22 protein-coding genes are annotated in these 22245 nt (G+C 39.0%); 15 read left to right on the forward strand and 7 right to left on the reverse strand.

What is annotated here, in order from left to right; all coding sequences use genetic code 11:
- Nucleotides 1-12 precede the first annotated feature (12 nt).
- From F936_RS04845 to F936_RS04880, 8 genes are all read left to right on the forward strand, one after another.
- Nucleotides 13-609, forward strand: a complete 597-nt coding sequence (locus tag F936_RS04845) for an undecaprenyl-diphosphatase (RefSeq protein ID WP_005045315.1) — start codon at nucleotides 13-15, stop codon at nucleotides 607-609.
- Between the two features lie 318 nt (nucleotides 610-927).
- Nucleotides 928-1884: a TerC family protein gene (locus F936_RS04850; RefSeq protein ID WP_005045317.1), complete on the forward strand. Its 957-nt coding sequence runs from the start codon at nucleotides 928-930 to the stop codon at nucleotides 1882-1884.
- 188 nt (nucleotides 1885-2072) lie between these two features.
- A complete protein-coding gene (locus F936_RS04855; RefSeq protein WP_004640270.1) occupies nucleotides 2073-2432 on the forward strand; it encodes a hypothetical protein in 360 nt (119 codons plus the stop codon).
- Between the two features lie 22 nt (nucleotides 2433-2454).
- Nucleotides 2455-3615 (forward strand): glutathionylspermidine synthase family protein, encoded by a 1161-nt coding sequence (locus F936_RS04860; RefSeq protein ID WP_005045319.1) that lies wholly within the window; start codon nucleotides 2455-2457, stop codon nucleotides 3613-3615.
- A 290-nt stretch (nucleotides 3616-3905) separates the two neighbouring features.
- Entirely contained in the window at nucleotides 3906-4961 is a 1056-nt protein-coding gene (locus tag F936_RS04865; protein ID WP_005045322.1) for an aromatic ring-hydroxylating oxygenase subunit alpha, read from the forward strand.
- A 56-nt stretch (nucleotides 4962-5017) separates the two neighbouring features.
- Nucleotides 5018-6340, forward strand: a complete 1323-nt coding sequence (guaD, locus tag F936_RS04870) for a guanine deaminase (protein WP_005045324.1) — start codon at nucleotides 5018-5020, stop codon at nucleotides 6338-6340.
- Between the two features lie 217 nt (nucleotides 6341-6557).
- Complete coding sequence (hpt, locus tag F936_RS04875) at nucleotides 6558-7085, forward strand: hypoxanthine phosphoribosyltransferase (RefSeq protein ID WP_005045326.1); 528 nt, start codon at nucleotides 6558-6560, stop codon at nucleotides 7083-7085.
- A 172-nt stretch (nucleotides 7086-7257) separates the two neighbouring features.
- On the forward strand, nucleotides 7258-7509 hold the full coding sequence (locus F936_RS04880; RefSeq protein ID WP_003656021.1) for a GlsB/YeaQ/YmgE family stress response membrane protein: 252 nt from the start codon (nucleotides 7258-7260) through the stop codon (nucleotides 7507-7509).
- Between the two features lie 50 nt (nucleotides 7510-7559).
- Here F936_RS04880 and F936_RS04885 read toward each other — a convergent pair whose 3' ends face one another.
- Both F936_RS04885 and dmeF read right to left on the reverse strand, forming a co-directional pair.
- Entirely contained in the window at nucleotides 7560-8258 is a 699-nt protein-coding gene (locus tag F936_RS04885; RefSeq protein WP_005045329.1) for a DsbC family protein, read from the reverse strand.
- A 93-nt stretch (nucleotides 8259-8351) separates the two neighbouring features.
- Nucleotides 8352-9317, reverse strand: coding sequence for a CDF family Co(II)/Ni(II) efflux transporter DmeF (gene dmeF / locus F936_RS04890; RefSeq protein WP_005045331.1), 966 nt, complete (start codon nucleotides 9315-9317; stop codon nucleotides 8352-8354).
- Between the two features lie 57 nt (nucleotides 9318-9374).
- Between dmeF and F936_RS04895 the strand changes: the two genes are divergently transcribed.
- Nucleotides 9375-9638: a metal/formaldehyde-sensitive transcriptional repressor gene (locus F936_RS04895; protein ID WP_003656024.1), complete on the forward strand. Its 264-nt coding sequence runs from the start codon at nucleotides 9375-9377 to the stop codon at nucleotides 9636-9638.
- A gap of 47 nt (nucleotides 9639-9685) precedes the next feature.
- On the opposite strand, the gene mnmE is transcribed toward F936_RS04895, so the two are convergent.
- The 5 genes from mnmE to rpmH all read right to left on the reverse strand — a co-directional run bounded on the left by mnmE (nucleotide 9686) and on the right by rpmH (nucleotide 13786).
- On the reverse strand, nucleotides 9686-11041 hold the full coding sequence (mnmE, locus tag F936_RS04900; RefSeq protein ID WP_005037755.1) for a tRNA uridine-5-carboxymethylaminomethyl(34) synthesis GTPase MnmE: 1356 nt from the start codon (nucleotides 11039-11041) through the stop codon (nucleotides 9686-9688).
- A gap of 90 nt (nucleotides 11042-11131) precedes the next feature.
- Nucleotides 11132-12892, reverse strand: a complete 1761-nt coding sequence (gene yidC, locus F936_RS04905) for a membrane protein insertase YidC (RefSeq protein ID WP_005045335.1) — start codon at nucleotides 12890-12892, stop codon at nucleotides 11132-11134.
- A 5-nt stretch (nucleotides 12893-12897) separates the two neighbouring features.
- Nucleotides 12898-13218, reverse strand: a complete 321-nt coding sequence (gene yidD, locus F936_RS04910; RefSeq protein WP_003656027.1) for a membrane protein insertion efficiency factor YidD — start codon at nucleotides 13216-13218, stop codon at nucleotides 12898-12900.
- Between the two features lie 10 nt (nucleotides 13219-13228).
- On the reverse strand, nucleotides 13229-13621 hold the full coding sequence (rnpA, locus tag F936_RS04915; protein WP_004640245.1) for a ribonuclease P protein component: 393 nt from the start codon (nucleotides 13619-13621) through the stop codon (nucleotides 13229-13231).
- Nucleotides 13622-13651: 30 nt separating this feature from the next.
- Nucleotides 13652-13786, reverse strand: a complete 135-nt coding sequence (gene rpmH, locus F936_RS04920) for a 50S ribosomal protein L34 (protein ID WP_000831329.1) — start codon at nucleotides 13784-13786, stop codon at nucleotides 13652-13654.
- Nucleotides 13787-14468: 682 nt separating this feature from the next.
- Here rpmH and dnaA point away from each other — a divergent pair.
- The 6 genes from dnaA (at nucleotide 14469) to F936_RS04950 (ending at nucleotide 22221) form a co-directional block, all read left to right on the forward strand.
- The gene (gene dnaA / locus F936_RS04925) at nucleotides 14469-15875 is read left to right on the forward strand and encodes a chromosomal replication initiator protein DnaA (protein ID WP_004640242.1); all 1407 of its coding nucleotides are present in this window, start codon (nucleotides 14469-14471) and stop codon (nucleotides 15873-15875) included.
- Between the two features lie 97 nt (nucleotides 15876-15972).
- Nucleotides 15973-17121: a DNA polymerase III subunit beta gene (gene dnaN / locus F936_RS04930; RefSeq protein ID WP_005045339.1), complete on the forward strand. Its 1149-nt coding sequence runs from the start codon at nucleotides 15973-15975 to the stop codon at nucleotides 17119-17121.
- Between the two features lie 14 nt (nucleotides 17122-17135).
- Complete coding sequence (recF, locus tag F936_RS04935; RefSeq protein ID WP_003656036.1) at nucleotides 17136-18218, forward strand: DNA replication/repair protein RecF; 1083 nt, start codon at nucleotides 17136-17138, stop codon at nucleotides 18216-18218.
- A 52-nt stretch (nucleotides 18219-18270) separates the two neighbouring features.
- On the forward strand, nucleotides 18271-20739 hold the full coding sequence (gene gyrB / locus F936_RS04940) for a DNA topoisomerase (ATP-hydrolyzing) subunit B (protein WP_003656037.1): 2469 nt from the start codon (nucleotides 18271-18273) through the stop codon (nucleotides 20737-20739).
- Between the two features lie 37 nt (nucleotides 20740-20776).
- Nucleotides 20777-21169: a cytochrome b562 gene (cybC, locus tag F936_RS04945; protein ID WP_016801973.1), complete on the forward strand. Its 393-nt coding sequence runs from the start codon at nucleotides 20777-20779 to the stop codon at nucleotides 21167-21169.
- A 125-nt stretch (nucleotides 21170-21294) separates the two neighbouring features.
- On the forward strand, nucleotides 21295-22221 hold the full coding sequence (locus tag F936_RS04950; protein WP_005045344.1) for a TolB-like translocation protein: 927 nt from the start codon (nucleotides 21295-21297) through the stop codon (nucleotides 22219-22221).
- Nucleotides 22222-22245: the final 24 nt, after the last annotated feature.

The raw sequence follows: 22245 nt of genomic DNA on the forward strand, positions 1-22245 counted from the left end.
TTTGGAATATGAATGTCTTTAGAAACACTCAACCTTAGCTTATTCCATGTCATCAATGGGGCTCAGGATGCGAGTCAATTTATCATTCGTCTTGCTGTCTTTTTTGCTAATGATCTCCTATATATTCTTTTATTCATCCTTACATTTTTATGGTTCTATGGCGACCAAGATTTAAAAAACAGGGTCGTTAAATCTATCTTTTTAACCTGTGTCTCGCTTTTAGTGGGCTATGTTATTTCTCTGTTTTACCATCATTCACGGCCATTTGTGATGGGTGTTGGTACCACTTTTATCGAACATGCGCCAACCGCATCTTTTCCAAGTAATCATATGCTGATTTTCAGCACTATAGCCCTGTCTTATTTATTTGCTCAGCGCAAACTGATTGGAATAATTCTTCTATCCTTGTCATTTGTCGTGGCATGGTCGCGTATTTATCTTGGTGTGCATTTCCCTTTAGATATGTTGGGCGCTTTTATTGTAGCGCTATTGGTAAATACAGCCGGATATTACTTCTGGAATGCTTATGGCATGCATTTAACGGCATTCTTTATTCACCTTTACCAGATCATATGCAAACCGCTTTTAGATCGAGGTTTAATTAAATAACCTCTAGAGCCCTTTTAGTGTTAAAAACCACGAAATTAAGTTCAGTTGCGTAATACTAAAAAATCTGCCATTCTATGCGTAGTTGGATATGTTTTATCCAAAACAGAATTTAGTTTGACAAGGGGAGTAGCCTCCTCCAAACATAACAGCAATGTTATGTGTCAGATATCGTCAATACACTTTTATTAAAAAGTCGGTATCTGAGCATCATGAAATTCATGATGTAGGCAAGACCTTGATCATGTTGGCACAGATGTTTAATTCATCTGGCAACGGGTCAAGGTTTTTTTATGCCCAATTGCCGGATGTGGAGGTTTTATGGAATCGATCGGCAATTTATGGCTATACATAGCATTCTTTGGCATTGTCATTGTCATGCTCCTGATAGACTTTTTAGGCTTTAAGCAAAAGCAAGGTCAGGATGTTTCAATTAAGCAAGCTGCTTACTGGAGCGTGGCGTGGGTGAGTGTCGCAGCGTTATTTGGTGGTGGTTTATGGCTATATCTACAGCAAACTGCTGGTGTGACCTTAGCAAATCAAAAAACCATGGAATACTTTGCAGGTTACTTGCTTGAAAAGTCGCTCGCAATTGACAACGTTTTCGTCTGGTTAATGATTTTCGCAGCATTTGCTATTCCAGCTGCATTACAACGTAAAATTTTGCTCTACGGCGTATTAGGCGCAATCGTACTACGTACTCTCTTTATCTTTATTGGTGCATGGTTCGTTCAAGAGTTTTCTTGGGTGCTTTATATTTTCGGTGCATTCTTGGTATACACAGGCTTTAAGTTCTTAAAAGGTCAAGAAGAAGAAACCAATATTGAAGATATCAAAGTTTTAAAATGGCTACGTAAGCACATGCGTATTACTCCGCAGCTTGAAGGTGACAAATTCTTTGTCCGTCAAAATGGTTTATTGTGGGCAACGCCGTTATTTCTAGTTTTGATTTTGGTTGAAGCTTCTGACGTTATTTTCGCGGTAGATTCTATTCCTGCTATTTTTGCGGTAACTAGCGATCCATTTATTGTTTTAACAGCGAACTTAATGGCAATTTTAGGTTTACGCGCAATGTTCTTCTTGCTTGCTGGCGCTGCGACCAAATTGCATTACTTGCCATACGGCTTAGGCATCATCTTATTGTTCATTGGTGCAAAAATGTTGTTGCTTGATGTATTCCACATGCCAATCTGGATCTCGTTAAGCTTTATCGTCTTGGTGTTAGCAATTACTGCTTATCTATCCTTACGACACAACAAAAAGCAGTTACAGCCTTAATTCATCAAAACAAGGCATCTACAAGCGAGATGCCTTGTGCTTTAAATTTTAAAAATAAGCTGTACTTTAAAAAAACAGATTAATATTATATGCCAACTTAAAATTTATCTTTCCTAATCAGAAACATAATAGATAATATCTATTCGACATTGTATGTCGAACATACTTATTAAAATGTGTGGGGGCTCATGCGTTCTAAAAAAATTAATCTTGTCGTGGTGCCTTTATTACTCACGGCATGTAGCCATAATGATGGTCCTTTAGTACAAGACGTATATAACAACCAATATGACTGTGCTCGCGACTGGAATACTGAAACTTGTGAAGAAGAAAATAGCTCAAGTGGACATAGTTCTGGTTCAGGCCATTATTTAGGACCTGCGTATTATCGAAATAACCGAGAAGTTTCTTATCACGGCAATACATTACATCCTTATAGCAATTTAAGTGCTGGCCGCCCCATCATTTCAAGCACATCGAAAATTTCGTCTTTTTCGTCGCCAATTCGAGGTGGTTTTGGCCGTAGCGGTTTTTCTTTCGGCGGCTAAGTCATTCAGGCATTAACATAAGATGAAAAGAAAAATCTTTACTCCACGCCCAGACTGGCAAGTGGAGCATCAAAATATTGGTTTTGATTATTTTAATTTACCTTCTCTCGACGGCTCAATTTACTGGTCTGAAGGAATTGCTTACGAGTTTACCCTTAAGCAGATTGAACAACTTGAAGACGCAGCAAATGAACTGCATCAGATGTGTTTATCTGTTGTAGGAGAACTCATTCAACGGGGTGACTATGCTGCTTATTTTCAAATTCCCGAAGTAGCCTTAAGCCATATTGAAAGCTCATGGAAAAAAAATGCACCAATGCTCTATGGCCGCTTTGATTTCGCCTACGATGGGCGAAATATCAAAATGCTGGAATACAACGCCGATACACCTACCGGCTTACTAGAAGCATCTGTAGCGCAGTGGCTGTGGATAGAACAAGTCTCAGGCATTCCGAACCGAGACCAGTTCAATAGCATTCATGAAGACCTAATTAAACGCTGGAAGACGATTTTACCGCGCGGTAGTCATGTGCATTTTGCTGCCTGTCAGGAAGCTGGACGAGAAGACTGGGGCAATTTAGAGTATTTGATGGATACAGCCTACCAAGCTCATCTACAAGTTTCTGAGCTTTCTATGGAAAACATAGGTTGGAACGGACAAGATTTTGTTGATCTTAATAACCGCTCCATTCAAAACCTATTCAAGCTCTATCCATGGGAATGGATCTGGGAAGAAGCATTTTCTCAATATATCCACCCACAAACCCAGTGGATTGAACCTTGTTGGAAAATGCTACTTTCAAATAAAGCAATTCTGGTTGAGCTTTGGAAACGTTATCCAAACCATCCTTTATTGGTCGAAACTCATACTTATGACCCACAGCAAACATTGGCTGGCAAATGGGTGAAAAAACCGATTTTGGCAAGGGAAGGGGCTAATATTCGGGTTTTACAAGATGGCCATGACCAAGGTGCCGCTTCTGGTAGTTTCTATTTTGATGACTATGACAAATATGGTTATGTCATACAAAAATGGGTAGATACCCCATTATTTTCAGGACAACTACCTACACTCGGATTATGGATGGTCGGTCATCAATGTGCAGGTATGTCCATTCGTGAAGATTGCTACGACATTATCGGTAATGATGCTCACTTTGCAGCGCACTACTTTGTTGAGTAATAAACGCCTAGATATGCATAAAAAAGCACTTTTAAAGTGCTTTTTTATTATGCCCATAACGCAGTCAATCAGTGCATTTAGTGCATAGCGAATAATGAACTTTAGTCTCTAAAGCTAAATTAGAACAAATATTCAAAAATATAGTCTTTCAACCTTATGTATTTTAAAAATTTTATTCACTTTTCTTATATTAAAAACTCATATTGGCAAGCTCTTTGCATCTCCTAAAAAGAAAAAAGCCTAGATTTTAAGGGCTCGCGAGAGCCCTAATTTTTTTAAGGAGTAATGCCATGAATGCTATCCCAACTTTAACGCCACTTGCTATGCCATGTAACAGCAGTTTTGATGCAAAAGATTGGGAAATTTTAACTACTCACTGGTATCCGGTTGCTCGTATTCAAGACGTCTCTACTGCACCCCAGCGAGTGACACTATTAGACGTGAATATGGCACTGTATAAAACAGAAAGTGGTGAAATTCATCTGGTCCGAGACATTTGCCCACATCGTGGTGTGCCTTTAACCAAAGGTTGGGTGGATGGTGAGGAAATTGTTTGTCCTTATCATGGCCTACGCTATAACACCGAAGGGAAATGTACCCAAATACCAGCTCAACCCGAACTAACCAAAATTTCTGATCGTTTTTCTCTGACCAAATTTCCAGTTGTTCAACGTTATGACCTCATTTGGACTAGTATTCATAGTCGTGATGTTGCTCAAGCCAATATTCCAGTATTAGATACTTGGGATCAGACAGAGCATCAAGCAATTTTGCCACCATTTGTCGATATTGGCGGTTCTAGCGGACGTCAACTTGAAGGTTTTATCGATGTCGCTCATTTTGCATGGGTACATCACAATGCCTTTGCTAATCGCGATAATCCTGTCGTCCCTAAATATCATACTGAACGTACCAACTACGGCTTAAAAACGGTCTATATCAGTAATGTTAGTAACTATCCGCATGAATTAAAACATCTCGAACCAGAAGGCTTTTTGTGGAAACGCACCTTTGATGTTTATCCACCTTTTTCAGCCGTGATTACGGTCGATTTTCCAGAAGACGGTGTTTTAAAAATCTTGAACGCCTGTTGTCCTATCTCAAGTAATAAAACTCGTTTATTTGTTCCCTTAACCCGTAACTTTGATCAAACAGGTGATTTAGAAAACGTATATGCATTTAATGCCCAAATTTTTGCTGAAGACCAAGACATGGTCGAATCACAAAAGCCAGAAGAACTACCGCTAGATTTAATGATGGAAGCTCATTTTGAAGCTGACCGTTCATCAACGACTTATCGTCGGATCTTGGCTGAATGGGGACTAAGTAAACGTTATACCGTTTAAATCTTGGTTAACTGGGGTACAATCAACCGAAAAAAGTGAAAATATAAAGGCTTTCCATGTCATTGATCGCAAATACCACCGTTGTGCGTGGTCGTTTTTTAGATATTCAGCAAACTGTCTCTGAGCCAACTGATATTCCAAATCAAGTACGTTATTTGGAAGATGGTGTATTGGTTAGTGAACATGGAAAAATCAAATGGTTTGGTGCATGGGATGAAGCTCAACAGCATCTTCCTGCTGGGGTTGAAGTTCAACATTACCCAGAACAATTGATTGTACCCGGCTTTATTGATACCCATATCCACTTCCCGCAAACCGAAATGGTGGGAGCATACGGCGAACAACTTTTAAGCTGGCTCAATACCTATACATTTCCAACTGAAATCCAGTTTCAAGACAAAGCATATGCAAGTGAAATTGCCCAGTTTTTTGTTCAGGAACTCTTAAAGCACGGTACAACCACCGCTCTCGTTTTCTGTACAGTTCACCCTGAGTCTGTTGATGCTTTATTTGAAGCCGCAGAACCCCTTCAGATGCGTTTAATTGCTGGTAAGGTTCTCATGGACCGTCATGCACCTGAAGCACTGTGTGACACACCAGAAACGGCTTACAGCGACACAAAAGCACTCATTGAAAAATGGCATGGCAAGGGTCGTGCACTTTATGCGATTACACCACGTTTTGCGCCAACCTCTACACCTGAGCAATTAGAAAGAGCAGGGCAGTTAAAGCAAGAATTTCCTGATGTTTATGTACATACACATTTAAGCGAAAACAAAGATGAAATTGCTTGGGTGAAATCTTTATTTCCAGAACAGACTGGTTACTTAGATGTTTATCAACATTATGGCCTCACTGGTAAGCGCTCCGTGTTTGCTCATTGTGTTCACCTAGAAGATGAAGAATGGCAATGCATGCATGATACGCAATCCGCTATCGCATTTTGTCCAACGTCAAACCTGTTCTTAGGTAGTGGTTTATTTCCATTGAAAAAAACGTGGGAAAAACAAGTGAAAGTGGGCTTAGGTACAGATATCGGTGCTGGTACATCATTTAGTTTGCTTCAAACAGTTAACGAAGCCTATAAGGTTCAGCAATTACAAGGCGATAAACTTTCAGCTTATGAAGCGCTCTATCATGCAACTTTAGGTGGAGCAAAAGCGCTTGACCTGCAAGATCAACTAGGAAACTTCAACATCGGTAAAGAAGCAGATTTTGTTGTCTTGAATCTTAAGCCAACAGCATTACAGCAACTGCGCCAGTCTAAATCCAAATCTGTTGAAGATTCACTGTTTGCATTATTCACGTTAGGTGATGACCGAAATATTGAGGCGACTTATATTTATGGAAAACGTGCTTATCAAAAAGAAACAGCCTAAACAAAATCGTGCTGTTAAGTTTTTGTTATTATTTGGAATATGCGCACTAGCATTAAAGCGTGATCGACATATTGCTCAAAATGATAAAATTTCTGGCTCAGCAAAGGGTGCATGAAAAGTCATTTTGCTTTAAAATTTTACCATTAACTCAGATTTTAGAGGTGTTGCAGGTCAACACCTTTTTTATTTTTTCTTTTATATCTTGTAGGAATCTGACATGACTGTTGCAATGAGCATCATGATTTCAACCGAAGAAATTCAAGCAAAAGTCAAAGAGCTCGGCGAGCAAATTAACACTCACTATGCAAATAGTGACAAAGAGTTAGTCCTGATTGGGCTACTGCGTGGTTCTGTTATTTTCATGGCAGACTTATGCCGCACGATTACCAAACCGCATGAACTCGACTTTATGACAGTGTCTAGCTACGGCGGCGGTACAACTTCAAGTCGAGATGTTAAAATCTTAAAAGATCTTGATGGTGAAATTCGCGGTAAAGATGTGTTGGTAGTTGAAGATATTATCGACTCAGGTAATACCTTAAGCAAAGTTATGGAAATGTTGCAAACTCGAAATCCAAATTCAATTCAATTGTGCACATTGGTGAGTAAACCATCTCGCCGTGAAATTGATCTTGAAGTTAAATTTTTAGGTTTTGAAGTTGAAGATAAGTTTATTGTTGGTTACGGCTTAGACTACGACCAAAAATATCGCCACTTACCCTTTATTGGTGAAATTGGTTTATAAATTTCAAAAAAATAGCACTGAAAAGTGCTATTTTTTTATATAACGTTTTAGTTTTGAACAAAAAAGACACAAAAAGTCGCAATCTGCTACAGACAAAACAGACAGCTCTACCGCACGATAGAATATGAAGCAAAATCATTAACTTCACCAAAAAAACAACTGGAGAACAAATATGTGGTCACTTATTGTTGCTATTGTGGTTGGTTTCTTTGCTGGTTTAATCGCTCGTGCCTTACATCCTGGCGATGATAAAGCAGGTTTTATCGTAACAACCCTCATCGGTATTGCAGGTTCACTTTTAGCTACCTATGGCGGACGATTACTGGGGCTTTACGGAGAAAATTCAGTGGCGGGCTTTATCGCATCTGTTATTGGCGCAGTGCTTATTCTCTTTATTTACAACTTGATTGCACGAAAAAGTTAATTACTTTCAGGCAATAGAAAAGCACCGAATGGTGCTTTTTTTAATTTGTTTTATAAACCTAACTCTTTCCAAACAGCTTGAATTTCTTCTGCTGAGCGCGCTCCAACCAGTTTAAAACCATTTGCAAAAATCAGGGTAGGGGTGCCATTAAAACCTAATCTCTTTCCAAGCTCTAAATTACGGTCAATTGGATTAGCACAGCTCGCAACTGTTGGTCTAACGCCTTGCTGAATCAGTTTTTTCCATGAATAGGATTGATTCGGTGCACACCATACTTGTCTAGAAACTACAATAGACTGGGGCTTTAAAGGATAAATAAACGTATAAATTGTCGCATCTTTCAGCTTATCCAGTTCAGGTTCAAGCTGCTTACAATAAGGACAGTTGGGGTCAGAAAATACTGCTAAAACATGCTGTCCATTACCTTTAACCGTTTTAATCGCATCTTTTAAAGGAAGTTGATTCCAGTCAATTGAGTTCTGTCCTAGAACTAGATCTTTAGTCAAATTCTTCCGATCTTTTAACCGAATCATAGAACCAACAAACATATGTTGACCATCTTCGCCCACATAGATGATTTGTTGATCCAGATTAGCGCTATATAGCCCAGGCATTTCGGTTTTCTGAATATTGCTAATTTTTAAATTAGGATATTGTTTTTTAATATTTTCTCTGACCGAGTCCACATTAGCGAAACTCAAACTCGCCGTTAAGCTAAATAATGCCAATATTCCTAATTTTTTAAGCATAAAACCAACTCATAGGTAAGAGAAGTTTATTCTAATCAGTTCAGATGATTAAAACAAAACTGATTACCGAGTTATAACCAAACTCCCACTCAGTTATGCCAATGTTTCACGTGGAACATAAGCAGGTTTTAAATCGTTAATTTCTACCGAAATATGGACGATTTCATCATGAATCGATAAAGCATGACGGATCTGGTCTGCTGTTAAGGAAATATCATCAGTTTCGAGTGCCAAAATACAAGAAAACTTGCCTTTTGCGACTTTCCAGACATGAATATCTGTAATTTTGATGTGTTTAGGAAATTCAGCAATCACTTCACGAATTTCTTCAACCACAGGATGATCCATTTCTGCATCAAGAAGGGTTTTACCAGTCTCTTTTATTAAACCAAGAGACCATTTTGCAACTAAAATAGCACCTAAAATTCCTAAAAGTGCATCTAAAAAGTCCCAGCCAAAATATTTACCCGCAAAAAGTGCAATAATTGCAAAAAAAGAGGTCACAGCATCTGCAACCACATGTAAAAATGCAGCTTTTTGGTTTAAATCATGGTGGTGATCCCCATGTTCATGCTCGTGATGGTGATGGTGATGGTGATGGTGATGGTGACCATCATGGAGTAACCACGCACAAATTAAGTTAATCACTAAACCTAAAGTTGCAATCGGAATAGCTTCATTATAAAAAATCTCAACCGGATTAAATAAACGCTGAACCGACTGAAATGCCATAAAAATAGCTACAACCATAAGCAAAATTGCGCTGCTATAACCCGCTAAAATCTCGATTTTCCAGGTTCCAAAGCTAAAACGGTGATCTTTGGAATAATGACGGGCCGCACGATAGGCAAAGTAGGCTAAACCGAGTGCCAACATGTGCGAACTCATATGCCAACCATCAGCTAATAATGCCATTGAGTTAAAGAACCACCCACCAAATACTTCTAACACCATCATGGAAGCCGTTAAAATGGTTGCAATCAAAATACGTTTTTGTGCAAGTGGATTTCCTTCATCAAACTGATGTTGATGATGACGTGATACACTATGATCCTGCATAAAATTTAAACCCAATATACTCCCTACCAGTATGTTGAATTATACAAGAGAACACAGATGAGTCACATTGGTCAGGATAAAAAAATACTTAATCGTGTAAAACGACTAAAAGGACAAATTAACAGTATCGAGCATGCCGTTGAACAGTCGGATCTTTCATGCATAGAAATACTGCAACAAGTTGCTGCAATTAAAGGTGCGATAAACGGTTTGATGAGTGAATTGATGGAGCAGCATTTACATCACCATGTGCTCAAAGAAGCACAAGTTGATCAGAATGAATTAGATGAGTTTTTAAAGGTTCTAAAAAGATACGGTTAACGAGGTTACTGAATGACACCCCCTGTGCATCATTCAGAATTTTTTAATTATTTTCCAATACAAAACGAACCAAAGATTTTGCCTAACAGGTCATCAGCGCTAAAGTCACCTGTAATTTCACCTAAAGCATTCTGAGCAAGACGTAATGATTCAGCAACGAGTTCACCTGCATTAAATACAACAAGTTGCTCATGTGCCTCTGATAGATAGAGCTGTGTGCGCTTCATTGCGTCTAAATGACGCGTTCTCGCAATAAAGGTGTCTTCCTCAGGATGAAAGCCTGCATGCGCTGTAATCGCATCTACGAGGCCTTGAACACCCATCTCTTGTTTTGCAGAAACGGTAATATGACGGAATCCTTGAAAATCACTTATTTCAGCTAACTGACCAGTTAAATCGCATTTATTACCAATTAACATTAAACGACGCGGTTCAATATGTTCAGCAAAATATTCTTGGGCGAGTTTTAATGGATCATCACCTTGATTTAAGTCATAAACCAGCAATAACAAATCAGCTTGTTCAATTTCTTTGATTGCTCTGCGAATCCCTTCTTTTTCAACGATATCACCAGTTTCACGAAGGCCCGCTGTGTCTGTTAAGGTAATTGGTAGACCATTTAAACTAATTTTTTCATGCAAAACATCGCGGGTTGTACCAGCAATGTCCGTCACAATAGCTCGCTCAACGCCAGCAAGCGCATTCAACAAGCTTGATTTACCTGCATTTGGTTTACCCGCAATAACGACTTGTAAACCTTCACGTAGTAATTGGCCTTGACGTGCAGATGTTTGAACCGCGTGGACAGATTGTTGAACATTTTCAAGTAAAGCTAAAATTTTACCATCTGCCAAGAAATCGATTTCTTCTTCAGGAAAATCAATTGCGGCTTCCACATGTAACCGTAAATGAATCAGTTTTTCTAAAACGGTATTAATTTTGGTCGAAAAAGCGCCTTGCAAAGAGCGAACAGCAGAACGTGCAGCAGCTTGCGATGTCGCATCAATCAAATCTGCAATAGCTTCTGCTTGAACCAAGTCCATCTTGCCATTTTCAAAAGCTCGCATGGAAAATTCACCCGCTTTTGCAGCGATTGCACCAAGCTCAAATAGACGACCAAGCAAGGCATTTTGAATGACTGGACCGCCATGCCCTTGTAGCTCTACAACATCTTCACCTGTAAACGAATGAGGATTTGGAAAACATAGGACAATCCCTTCATCCATAATGCTTCCATCAGCATCATAAAACTTACGAAAACCAGCCATACGTGCTTCAGGCAAGTTTTTTTGTGTCAGGTTTTGAGCAATTTCATAAGCCTTAGGTCCCGATAGGCGAATCACGCCCACACCACCACGGCCTGGCGGCGTTGCAATTGCGGCAATCGTGGTTTGACTTTGCATATTATTCACCTAAAAACCTAAAATCCAGCCAAAGAAAAATCCGCCTAAGATTACCATCTTAAGCGGATTTATTCAGCAAAAGTTCAACGATTAAGATGCAGATTCAGTCTTACTGATACGGCTTTTCTCAACACTCTTGTTAATAAACGATTGCTGTAAAATAGTAATACTGTTGTTCACAATCCAGTACAACACGAGACCTGCAGGGAAGAACAACATAAATACCGTAAACATAATCGGCATAATGCGGAATACTTTCGCTTGCATTGGATCAGCAGGTTGTGGATTCAACATTTGCTGAACAAACATGGTTACACCCATGATCAACGGCAAGATGAACCAAGGATCCATTGCTGACAAGTCTTGAATCCAGCCTAACCATGGAGCATGACGTAGTTCCACACTTTCCATGAGTACCCAGTACAAGGCAAGGAAAATTGGCATTTGTAGCAACAATGGTAAACAACCTGAAAGCGGATTCACTTGTTCACGTTTGTATAAAGCCATCATTTCTTGCGAGAAGCGCATACGGTCTTCACCGAACTCTTCTTTCATGCGTTGCATTTCTGGTGCAATCACACGCATTTTCGCCATAGAACGATAACTTTTTGAAGATAAAGGCCACAAAATCATCTTCACCATAACGGTAAGTAAGATGATTGACCATCCCCAGTTGCCCACAATGCTATGGAAGAATTGAAGACCTAAGAACAATAACTTGGCAATCGGCCATAACCAGCCATAATCAACAGTCTGATTCAAACCAACAGCTAAATCTTTTAATTCAGCTTGAACTTTAGGACCTGAATAAAGTTTTGCGTCCACTTCCATTGAAGTGCCTGCTGGAACATTAATCACTGGTGAGGTAAAACCAATGATATTCATATGATCAGCAGATTGACGAGATTCAAGTTTAGCTACATAAGGCTGACCATTCGCTTGAGTCAGTTTAAGATTCCCAGGAATCCAAGCACTTACAAAATAATGCTGAACAATCGCAACCCATCCACCTTTAGCTTCAGTGCTTACTTTTTCTTCTGAGAAATTAGCAAACTTCAGCTTATTGTAATGTGACTCAGGCGTCCCCCAAGCTCCACCTAAGAAAGTTCCTAGAGTGAAAATACCTTGAGAAGATTTACCAGGATCGTCAGAGTTATCACGCTTTAATTGTCCAAACATCTGACCTTGCCAGCTTTGTTGGCTACGGTTAATAACTTGATGTCTTACAACAATTGGATATTGCCCTTGGGTAAAAGTAAAAGTTTTAATAATTTCAACGCCTTCCGGTGTTTTAAATACCATCGGAACGTTTAAAACTTTTTCAGATTGACCCTTTTGATCCTGTACACCCTTAGCATCAGCCAAAGTATATGATGTTTTTTCAACAGCATATAATGGACGACCACCACGACTACTATCTGGTCCATTCAAACCAATTAAGCCAGATTGAGCAACATATGTACGCTTAGAATCATTTTCAAGCATAACAAATGGCTGATCGCTGTCTTTGCTTTTGTCGTGTGAGAGTAATTCAATACGAACAATATCACCACCTTTTGGATTGATCCAAATATGGTAAAGGTCAGTTTGTACTGAAATAAGCTGTTGATTCACAGGTGCAGTTGCATCTGTGGTTTGTGACTGCGCAATATTTGCTTGTGGCACATCGGAAGCCACTGTTGCATTTTTAGCATTTGGCAAATCAGCAGATACTTCATGTGAACTTACAGCCGCCGCTTGTTTTTGCGGTGCAGTTGCAGCATTTCCATAATCTTTTTGCCAAGCCAAAATGAGCAAATATGCGGTGACAAACATGGCCCCGAGAATTGCAAACCTGGCCCATTGTTGCATATCTATTACCCCAAATGGTTAGAGAGATTTTGCTTCAGTAAACGATCACGAAAGGGTACAGCAACATGATGCGTTTGAGAATCTATTTGATGAAACGAAATAAAACGAATTGCTTTTGGCGGTACCGGATCATATCCAGATCCTCCCCACGGGTGACAACGACAAATACGTTTAGAAGATAGCCAAACGCCTTTTATCGCACCATGAGTTTGCAATGCTTCTATCGCATATTGGGAACAAGTCGGGATATAACGACAACGGGGTCCAAGAAGCGGACTAATCGCAATTTGATACAGTCGAATCAACCAACGTAGAAAACGAACCATTGGCTATCTCTTAATTCTGCGAGGTTGTGCCAACTTTAGAATGTTTTTTTGCTAAGCGCTGTAATTTTTGCCAAGCAAAATCTAATTGTTGATATAGCTCAGCATTCGTAATCGTTTCTATACCAACTTTTGGCATTACCACAATATCTATGTCTGATCCAAAATTCGGCTGATGTAGACGAAAGCTCTCACGAGCAAGACGTTTTATTCGATTTCTTTCATGTGCACGGCGCACTTTTTTCTTAGCAACAACAATACCCAAACGGCTATTAGGCTGTTCGGTTAATTTTGCAAGAAATAAAAAATGGGGTTGATGCACTTTAAAAAGCGCACCATCGAATACACTTTTATAATCTGCAGCACAGCGTATTCGCACATCTGTGCTAAAATTGTAAAGTGTCATCACACCCAAGTCTGGTCAGCGTAACAGTAATTAAACAGTTAAGCTATGACGACCTTTTGCACGACGACGAGCTAATACTTGACGACCAGCTTTAGTTGCCATACGAGCGCGGAAGCCATGAACGCGTTTACGCTTTAATTCAGATGGCTGGAAAGTACGTTTCATATTGAAACTCCCAAAAATGATCTTTCTATAAAGGTCCGCGATTTTATTGTGCAATGTTTACGCTGTCAATGAAAAACCAAGAAAGTTTTGTATTTAACCCAAATTTTTAATCTCTCTACTTCTTTTTTATGATTTTCATAATTCAGTGCAATATATAGTTTTCAAAGTTATACACAAAGTAATTGTCTATTTTTATTAGAGCTTTTATTATATACACACCTTATATACATACTTATCAACAAAACAAGATATCATCTTGTCTTTGATTTGCTGCATTTGAATTTAAATTCATATTTTGTAGTTATCCACAAAAGATCGCACCCCTATTAAATAAATTCAAATTTTAAAATTTATATTTATTCTTATTAGGAGCCACTTTTTCTGTGGATTTCGCACTTTTAAATTTAAAAAACATGTATTTGGGTTGTTGATAACTCTGTTTCTATTATATTTATGGATTGTGGATAAGTTTATGTGATAATTTATCCACAGGTTGTGCAAAAAGTTATACACAAGTGGTTTTGAATTTAAATTTATTCACAAGAGATTTCTTTTTAGGCAAAATCAGTCGAATTCGTCATGACAGATGTGGATAACTTGGTTAGAATGGCGACCCCTTCTTATCAGGAAGGGTTAATCTTTAGATTATTTGAATTTAAAAATGCAGAAATAGGGGATACACATGCTTTGGACAGACTGCTTAACTCGCTTGCGACAAGAGCTCTCTGATAACGTCTTTGCGATGTGGATTCGCCCATTAGTTGCTGAAGAAGTAGAAGGAATACTACGTCTCTATGCTCCTAACCCTTATTGGACGCGTTACATTCAAGAGAACCATTTAGAATTAATTTCTATATTGGCTGAGCAGTTGTCAGAAGGGCGTGTCCGTCAGGTTGAGATTTTAGTTGATTCTCGTCCTGGGAGTATTTTGTCATCTGCTGAACAACCAGCAACCACTACTGCTGCTTTGCAATCTGCGCCACCACAAAGTATTAAAGTAAAAAAAGAGCCCGAGTCTGTTTCTAGTCCTCATACCAATAGTGTGGTCAACCCTAAAACAGCGAAAAAGAAGCTACTCAATCCTCAGTTTACTTTTTCTTTATTTGTTGAAGGCCGTTCGAACCAGATGGCTGCTGAAACATGTAGAAAAGTATTAACTCAATTAGGGGCTTCACAGCATAACCCTTTGTTTTTATATGGCCCCACAGGGCTAGGTAAGACTCACTTAATGCAGGCAGTTGGCAATGCTTTACTACAAGCCAAACCTAATGCCCGTGTGATGTATATGACTTCTGAGAGTTTTGTTCAGGATTTTGTGAGTTCTTTACAAAAAGGCAAAGTAGAAGAGTTTAAGAAAAACTGCCGTTCTTTAGATTTATTATTGGTCGATGATATTCATCTCTTAGCAGGTAAAGAGGCGAGTCTGGTTGAATTCTTCTATACATTTAATGCTTTACTTGATGAATCTAAACAAATTATTTTAACTTCAGACCGTTATCCAAAAGAGTTAACAGAGTTAGATCCGCGTTTGGTTTCCCGTTTTTCTTGGGGACTTTCAGTAGGTGTTGAACCGCCAGATATTGAAACTCGTATCGAAATTTTATTAAAGAAAGCGGAAAATAGCGGCGTTGATTTACCTCGAAATTGTGCATTATTTATTGCACAACAGGTTGTTGCGAACGTGCGTGAACTTGAAGGGGCACTTAATAAAGTCGTTGCAATTTCCCGTTTTAAAGGTGCACCAATCGATCTTGATGTGGTTCGTGAGTCTTTAAAAGATGTGTTGGCGATCCGTGCACGAACAATTAGTGTAGAAAATATCCAGCGTGTGGTTAGTGAATATTTCCGTATCCCATTAAAAGAATTAGTAGGGCCAAAACGTACACGAATTTATGCTCGACCACGTCAGTTGGCAATGGGACTAGCTCGTGAGTTGACCGGTGATAGTTTTCCAGAAATTGGAATGGCTTTTGGTGGACGCGATCACAGTACAGTGATGCATGCTTGTGAAAAAGTAGCAAGTCTGCGAGAAGAAGATCCAATTTTTGACGAAGATTATAAAAATCTACTGCGTCTACTTCAGAGTTGATGAAATGATAAGACCTTGTTGCAAAGTCTACGTAAGTGCAGCATAGTACACAGCTAAAAAATGAAATATTTGCTCCAAGTTGCTAGAGGAATGAATCGTGCGTTTGAAAATCGCTAAAGAAAGTTTACTCAATGTTTTATCGCATGTTGTCGGTGCGGTAGAACGTCGTCATACATTGAATATTCTTTCAAACGTCAAAATTCAGACTAATGCTCAGGCGCTCACTATTACTGGTTCTGATCTAGAAGTCGAGCTGGTTGCGAGCACTGTTTTATCAGAAGGGGCATGCCTTGAAGCAGGGGAAACAACAGTCCCTGCTCGTAAGTTAATGGAAATTTGTAAATCATTACCTACAGCTGCATTAATTGATTTACAAATTACTGAAGATCAAAGATGTATCTTAAAGTCTGGTAATAGCCGTTTCGTATTAGGGACTTTACCCGCAGAAGATTATCCATTATTGACGACTGAAAATAGTCAGGGTACTCAAGTACAAGTAACCCAACGTGAGTTAAAGCGTTTATTTGAAAAAACTGCTTTTGCGATGGCTGTACAAGATGTACGTTTCTATTTAACGGGTACTTTATTGGAAATTGATGAAAATCAATTACGTGCAGTAACAACAGATGGTCACCGTTTAGCACTTTGTGAAATTACAGCGTCTTCTACATCAGCTCAATTGGTGCAGGCCATTGTACCTCGTAAAGCTGTTGGTGAATTACAGCGTTTACTGAGTATTGAAGATGAACAATTAACATTGTTGATTGGTCGTGAATTGTTAAATGTAACCATCAATACGCCAAGTCGTGATAAGGAACAGGGCAATATTACTGTTCGTTTTACTACAAAATTGATTGATGGAAAATTCCCTGATTATCGTCGCGTGATTCCACGTGGTGGCGATAAACATGTATTAATTAGCCATGATGTATTTAAGCAATCATTACAACGTGTCGCAATTTTGAGTAATGAAAAGTTGCGTGGTGTTTTCTTGAATTTTAATCAGGATTCTTTACAGCTTCGTGCGAATAACCCTGAGCAAGATGAGGCTATTGAAGATTTAGCTATTCAATATCAAAATATACCACTCGAAATGTCATTTAATGCGCAATATTTACTTGAAGTATTGGGTGTACTTGATGGCGATGACGTAAATATGAGTATGAGTGAGGCGAATCAGTCTGTTTTGGTTCAAGACCCGGCACATACTGATCAAACTTATGTAGTTATGCCGATGCGTGTATAGTCTGGCTATCTAATATGCATCTTACGCGCTTAAATATTGAACGTGTGCGTAATTTAAAAACGGTTGCACTCCAAGGGTTGCAACCGTTTAATATATTTTATGGCGCTAATGGTTCAGGAAAAACCTCAATTCTGGAAGCAATTCATTTGCTTGCAACAGGGAGGTCGTTCCGCACTCATATTCCTAAAAATTATATTCAGTATGCTGCCGAAGATGCGATTGTCTTTGCACAGTCTAGTACTGAGAAAATTGGCATGCAAAAGTTGGCATCTGGTGAGCAGTTGATGAAGGTCAATGGCGATACCGTGGCTACCCAAGGCCAACTTGCTAAATTACTTCCTTTGCAGCATCTTGATCCACAAAGTACAGACATTATTGACCATGGTGCAAAACCACGACGCCAACTTTTGGATTGGCTGATGTTCCACGTGGAACCTGAGTTTTATTTTGCATGGCAATACTACTCGCGTGCATTAAAACAACGTAATACTTTACTTAAAACCCGAAGAAATTTGTCTTTGGCTGATTTAGAGCCTTGGAACAAAATGCTGAGTGACTATGGCGAAATTTTGCACTCTCAGCGGTTGGGTATTGTGGAACAATGGAATGTCTTTTTTCAAAATGATTTGAGGCAATTACTCCCTGATCTTGAAATAGAACTGGAATACAGTCCTGGTTTTCATACAGAGCAGGGACTCATGCAAGACCTGCTTAATCAACACCAAAAAGACATCGAACGACGTTATACCGAATATGGTCCACATCGAGCCGATTTGCGCTTAAAAACCCCTTATGGACATGCTGATGTGGTTTTATCAAGAGGTCAGAAAAAACTGCTGATTATTGCCTTAAAACTGTCACAAATTGCAATGTTGCATGCGAGTAATAAGGAAACTGTGGTATTATTAGATGATCTGACAGCAGAATTAGACTTAACCGCACAACAACGTTTAATTGAACGATTAAGCCAACTTGGTAGCCAGGTTTTTATGACAACTTTAGATCATGCATCGGTAAAAAAACATTTACATGATTTGTCTATTTCATATCAATTATTCAATGTTGAATCCGGTCAAGTTAGTCTTGCTTCACCATAATTTTTTGATGTTACCCATCTTTGAATAAACCTATATTTGCTAGGGAGAAACCATGAGTTCAGAGTCTCAATCAGCCTCTCAAACAGAACAAACCAATGAAAAGGCTTATGATTCCTCTAGTATTAAAGTATTACGTGGATTAGATGCAGTTCGTAAACGTCCGGGTATGTATATTGGGGATACAGACGACGGTACCGGTTTACACCATATGGTATTTGAAGTAGTCGATAATGCAATCGATGAAGCTTTAGCTGGGCATTGTGATGAAATTATTGTCACTATTCATGAAGATGAATCGGTGAGTGTTTCTGATAATGGTCGTGGTATTCCAACTGATATTCACCCTGAAGAAGGTGTTTCTGCAGCGGAAGTAATTCTTACCATTCTGCACGCAGGCGGTAAGTTTGATGACAACAGCTATAAGGTTTCAGGTGGTTTACACGGCGTAGGTGTTTCTGTAGTAAACGCACTTTCGAGTAAATTACATTTAATGATTTCTCGTGCTGGTCAAGTGCATGAGCAAGAATATCAACACGGCGATCCGCAATATCCATTACGTGTGATTGGTGAAACGGATAAGAGTGGTACAACGGTACGCTTTTGGCCAAGTGAATTAACATTTACTCAAACCATTTTTAACGTAGAAATTCTAGCACGCCGTTTACGTGAGCTTTCATTCTTAAACGCGGGCGTACGTATTGTATTACGCGATGAACGTATTAACCTTGAACATGTATATGACTACGAAGGTGGATTATCTGAGTTTGTAAAATACATTAACGAAGGTAAAACTCATCTAAATGAGATTTTCCATTTTACTGCGGATACAGATAGCGGTATTGGTGTAGAAGTAGCCTTGCAGTGGAATGAAAGTTATCAAGAAAACGTTCGTTGCTTTACCAATAACATTCCTCAAAAAGATGGCGGTAGCCATTTAGCTGGTTTCCGTGCAGCTTTGACGCGTGGTTTAAACCAATATCTTGAAAATGAAAATATTCTCAAGAAAGAAAAAGTCAATGTAACGGGCGACGATGCACGTGAAGGTTTAACCGCTATTATTTCGGTAAAAGTACCTGATCCAAAATTTTCATCTCAAACCAAAGAAAAACTGGTATCGAGTGAAGTAAAACCTGCTGTTGAGCAAGCAATGAACAAAGAGTTCTCTGCTTACTTACTTGAAAACCCGCAAGCTGCAAAGTCAATTGCCGGTAAGATTATTGATGCTGCACGTGCGCGTGATGCTGCACGTAAAGCGCGTGAAATGACGCGTCGTAAGAGCGCACTTGATATTGCTGGTTTACCAGGAAAATTGGCAGATTGTCAGGAAAAAGATCCAGCACTTTCTGAATTATATCTTGTCGAGGGTGACTCTGCAGGTGGTAGTGCCAAGCAAGGCCGTAACCGTAAAATGCAGGCTATTTTGCCGTTGAAAGGTAAAATCCTGAACGTTGAACGTGCACGCTTTGACAAAATGATTTCTAGTCAGGAGGTGGGTACTTTAATTACTGCTCTCGGCTGTGGTATTGGTCGTGAAGAATATAATCCTGACAAGCTGCGTTATCATAAAATCATTATCATGACCGATGCCGACGTTGATGGTTCGCATATTCGAACCTTGTTGTTAACGTTCTTCTTCCGTCAAATGCCAGAATTGGTTGAGCGTGGGTATATCTATATTGCACAGCCACCTTTATACAAATTGAAAAAAGGTAAGCAGGAACAATACATCAAAGATAATGATGCATTGGAAAATTATTTAATTTCAAATGCGATTGATGAGCTATCTTTGCATACCAATGCTGAAGCACCATCAATTACAGGTGAAGCACTTGCTAAAGTCATTCAGGATTATCAAGTTTCGCAAAAGAGCTTACAGCGCTTAACGTTACGTTATCCGGCTAGCTTATTGGATGCTTTACTTGAAATAGAGGCATTCAAGAGCGATCAAAACCATGATGAAGCTTATGTGCAACAATGGGCTGATCAAGTAAAAGATATCATTACAAGATTACAGCCAAGTTTACGTCCAGAAATTACACTAGAGTCATTTGAGCGTGAAAATGCTCAGGGTGAAAAATCTGCGCATTATTGGCCGCGTATTACTGTATATGTTCATAACTTGCCACACGCATATTTGCTTGATGCAGGCTTATTGAATTCAGCTGAGTATGCTCGTTTGCTAAAAAACTCGAAGAGTTGGTTCAGTTTGCTGGAAGATGGTGCTTATTTACAAAAAGGTGATCGCCGTATTCAAGTGGCTAACTTCCATCAAGTTTGGCAGCATATTTTGCAAGATTCGCGCCGCGGTATGATGATCCAACGCTATAAAGGTCTTGGTGAGATGAATGCTGAGCAGCTTTGGGAAACGACAATGGACCCAGAGAATCGTCATATGTTACAGGTAACCATTGACGATGCGATTGAAGCAGATCGTATGTTCTCTTGCTTAATGGGTGATGATGTGGAACCACGTCGTGCATTCATTGAAGAGAATGCTTTAAATGCAGATATTGATGCTTAATTCATAACATGATTCTAAGTCAGTTTAGGGAGAGCAGATGATGAGTCAGAAATTATTAGCAGGCTTGCTAATCTCATGTGTTTTTTTAGGAAGCTCTGCTGTTTGGGCGGCTGATTTAGAAACGAATATGAAAACTTTAGCTAAGAGCACTAAAGCATTTGCTGAAGCGAAAGATGCTACTAATGCGAAACAACAGCTTGTTGTAATGCGTGAAGCAGCAGTTTCTTCTAAGCAATATTTGCCGCATAAACTCGAAGGTTTACCTTCAGGAAATGTGCAGGTAAAAGAGTACCAATCTGGTTTAGATCAGCTTGTTGCTGAGATTGATAAAGTAACTGCATTGGTTGAGCACGAACAGTTAGATCAAGCAAAAACTGAAGCAATGAATTTAGTCAAAATTCGAAATGAAAATCATAAAAAATTTAGATAATCTTTTTTATGATAAGTTAATAAAAGGCTTTGTTTAATTTTAGACAAAGCCTTTTGTTTTATAAGAAAATAAATTTGTAAACTGCTATTCTCTTGGATACTCATTTATTACAAGAGAATATAATTTTGAAAAAAACACAAAAACTTTTATGTATTGCAATCTTATTTTTTAATTGCTTATTTCAACTGCATGCTGCCACAGCACCCACTTTTTACGGAAAATTAGTTTTTCATCGTTATAGTAATTATGACGCATGGGACAGTAAGCTTTATCTTTATAATTTCACAACGCAGCAAACCACATTACTGGGTGCAAACTGGAAAATTGACCACATGATGAATGGTCATTTTTCCCCAGATGGGAAATGGCTCACTTTTATGGGGGTTAATTCTGGACAGCATTATGGAGATGCGTGGGATGTTTATGCTTGGAGAGTTGGGAGCACAGAATTACCAATCAATTTAACCCAAGGGAATAACAAGCGGGATGAAGATCCTAAATTTCTAGATAACCAACGCATTATTTTTAAGCAAGATGGTGATTTAAAAATCATCAAGATAACTGACCGGACAATTGCATCTGTCACCCATAATGGTTGGGATATCGAAGAGTCAATGCCGTATCCAATGGTCAATACTACGCAAATCTTATATGCCAAAGGTGTGAGTAGTAATTCTAGAATTTTTAGTATTGATCAGTCGGGTGCTTATAATACACAGCTAACCAGTATTGCCTCATATTATCCAGTATGGTGGCAGGGAAGCCAGTTTTTATATGTGCGCTGGTATAACTCAACAAATACCCATGATCAGATCTATGTTTATGATATGGCTACCAAACAAAACACTCGTTTGCCTTTTAATAGTACAGTCGTAAATACATCAGATCCGGCACCTTTAGACCAGCGGTATATGGTGGTTTCTCTTGCGGGGCAGACAGGAAGCCGTGGCGGTTATGATTTATATATTGCAGACAGCCTATCAAGCAATGTTTGGCCTTTGCCAATCAATACCAATTTAAATGAATTAGGGGCTTTTTATACCCCTTATTAATTAATAAAAAAGCCGATTAAGAAA

Source organism: Acinetobacter calcoaceticus DSM 30006 = CIP 81.8, assembly GCF_000368965.1.
Lineage (GTDB): Bacteria > Pseudomonadota > Gammaproteobacteria > Pseudomonadales > Moraxellaceae > Acinetobacter > Acinetobacter calcoaceticus.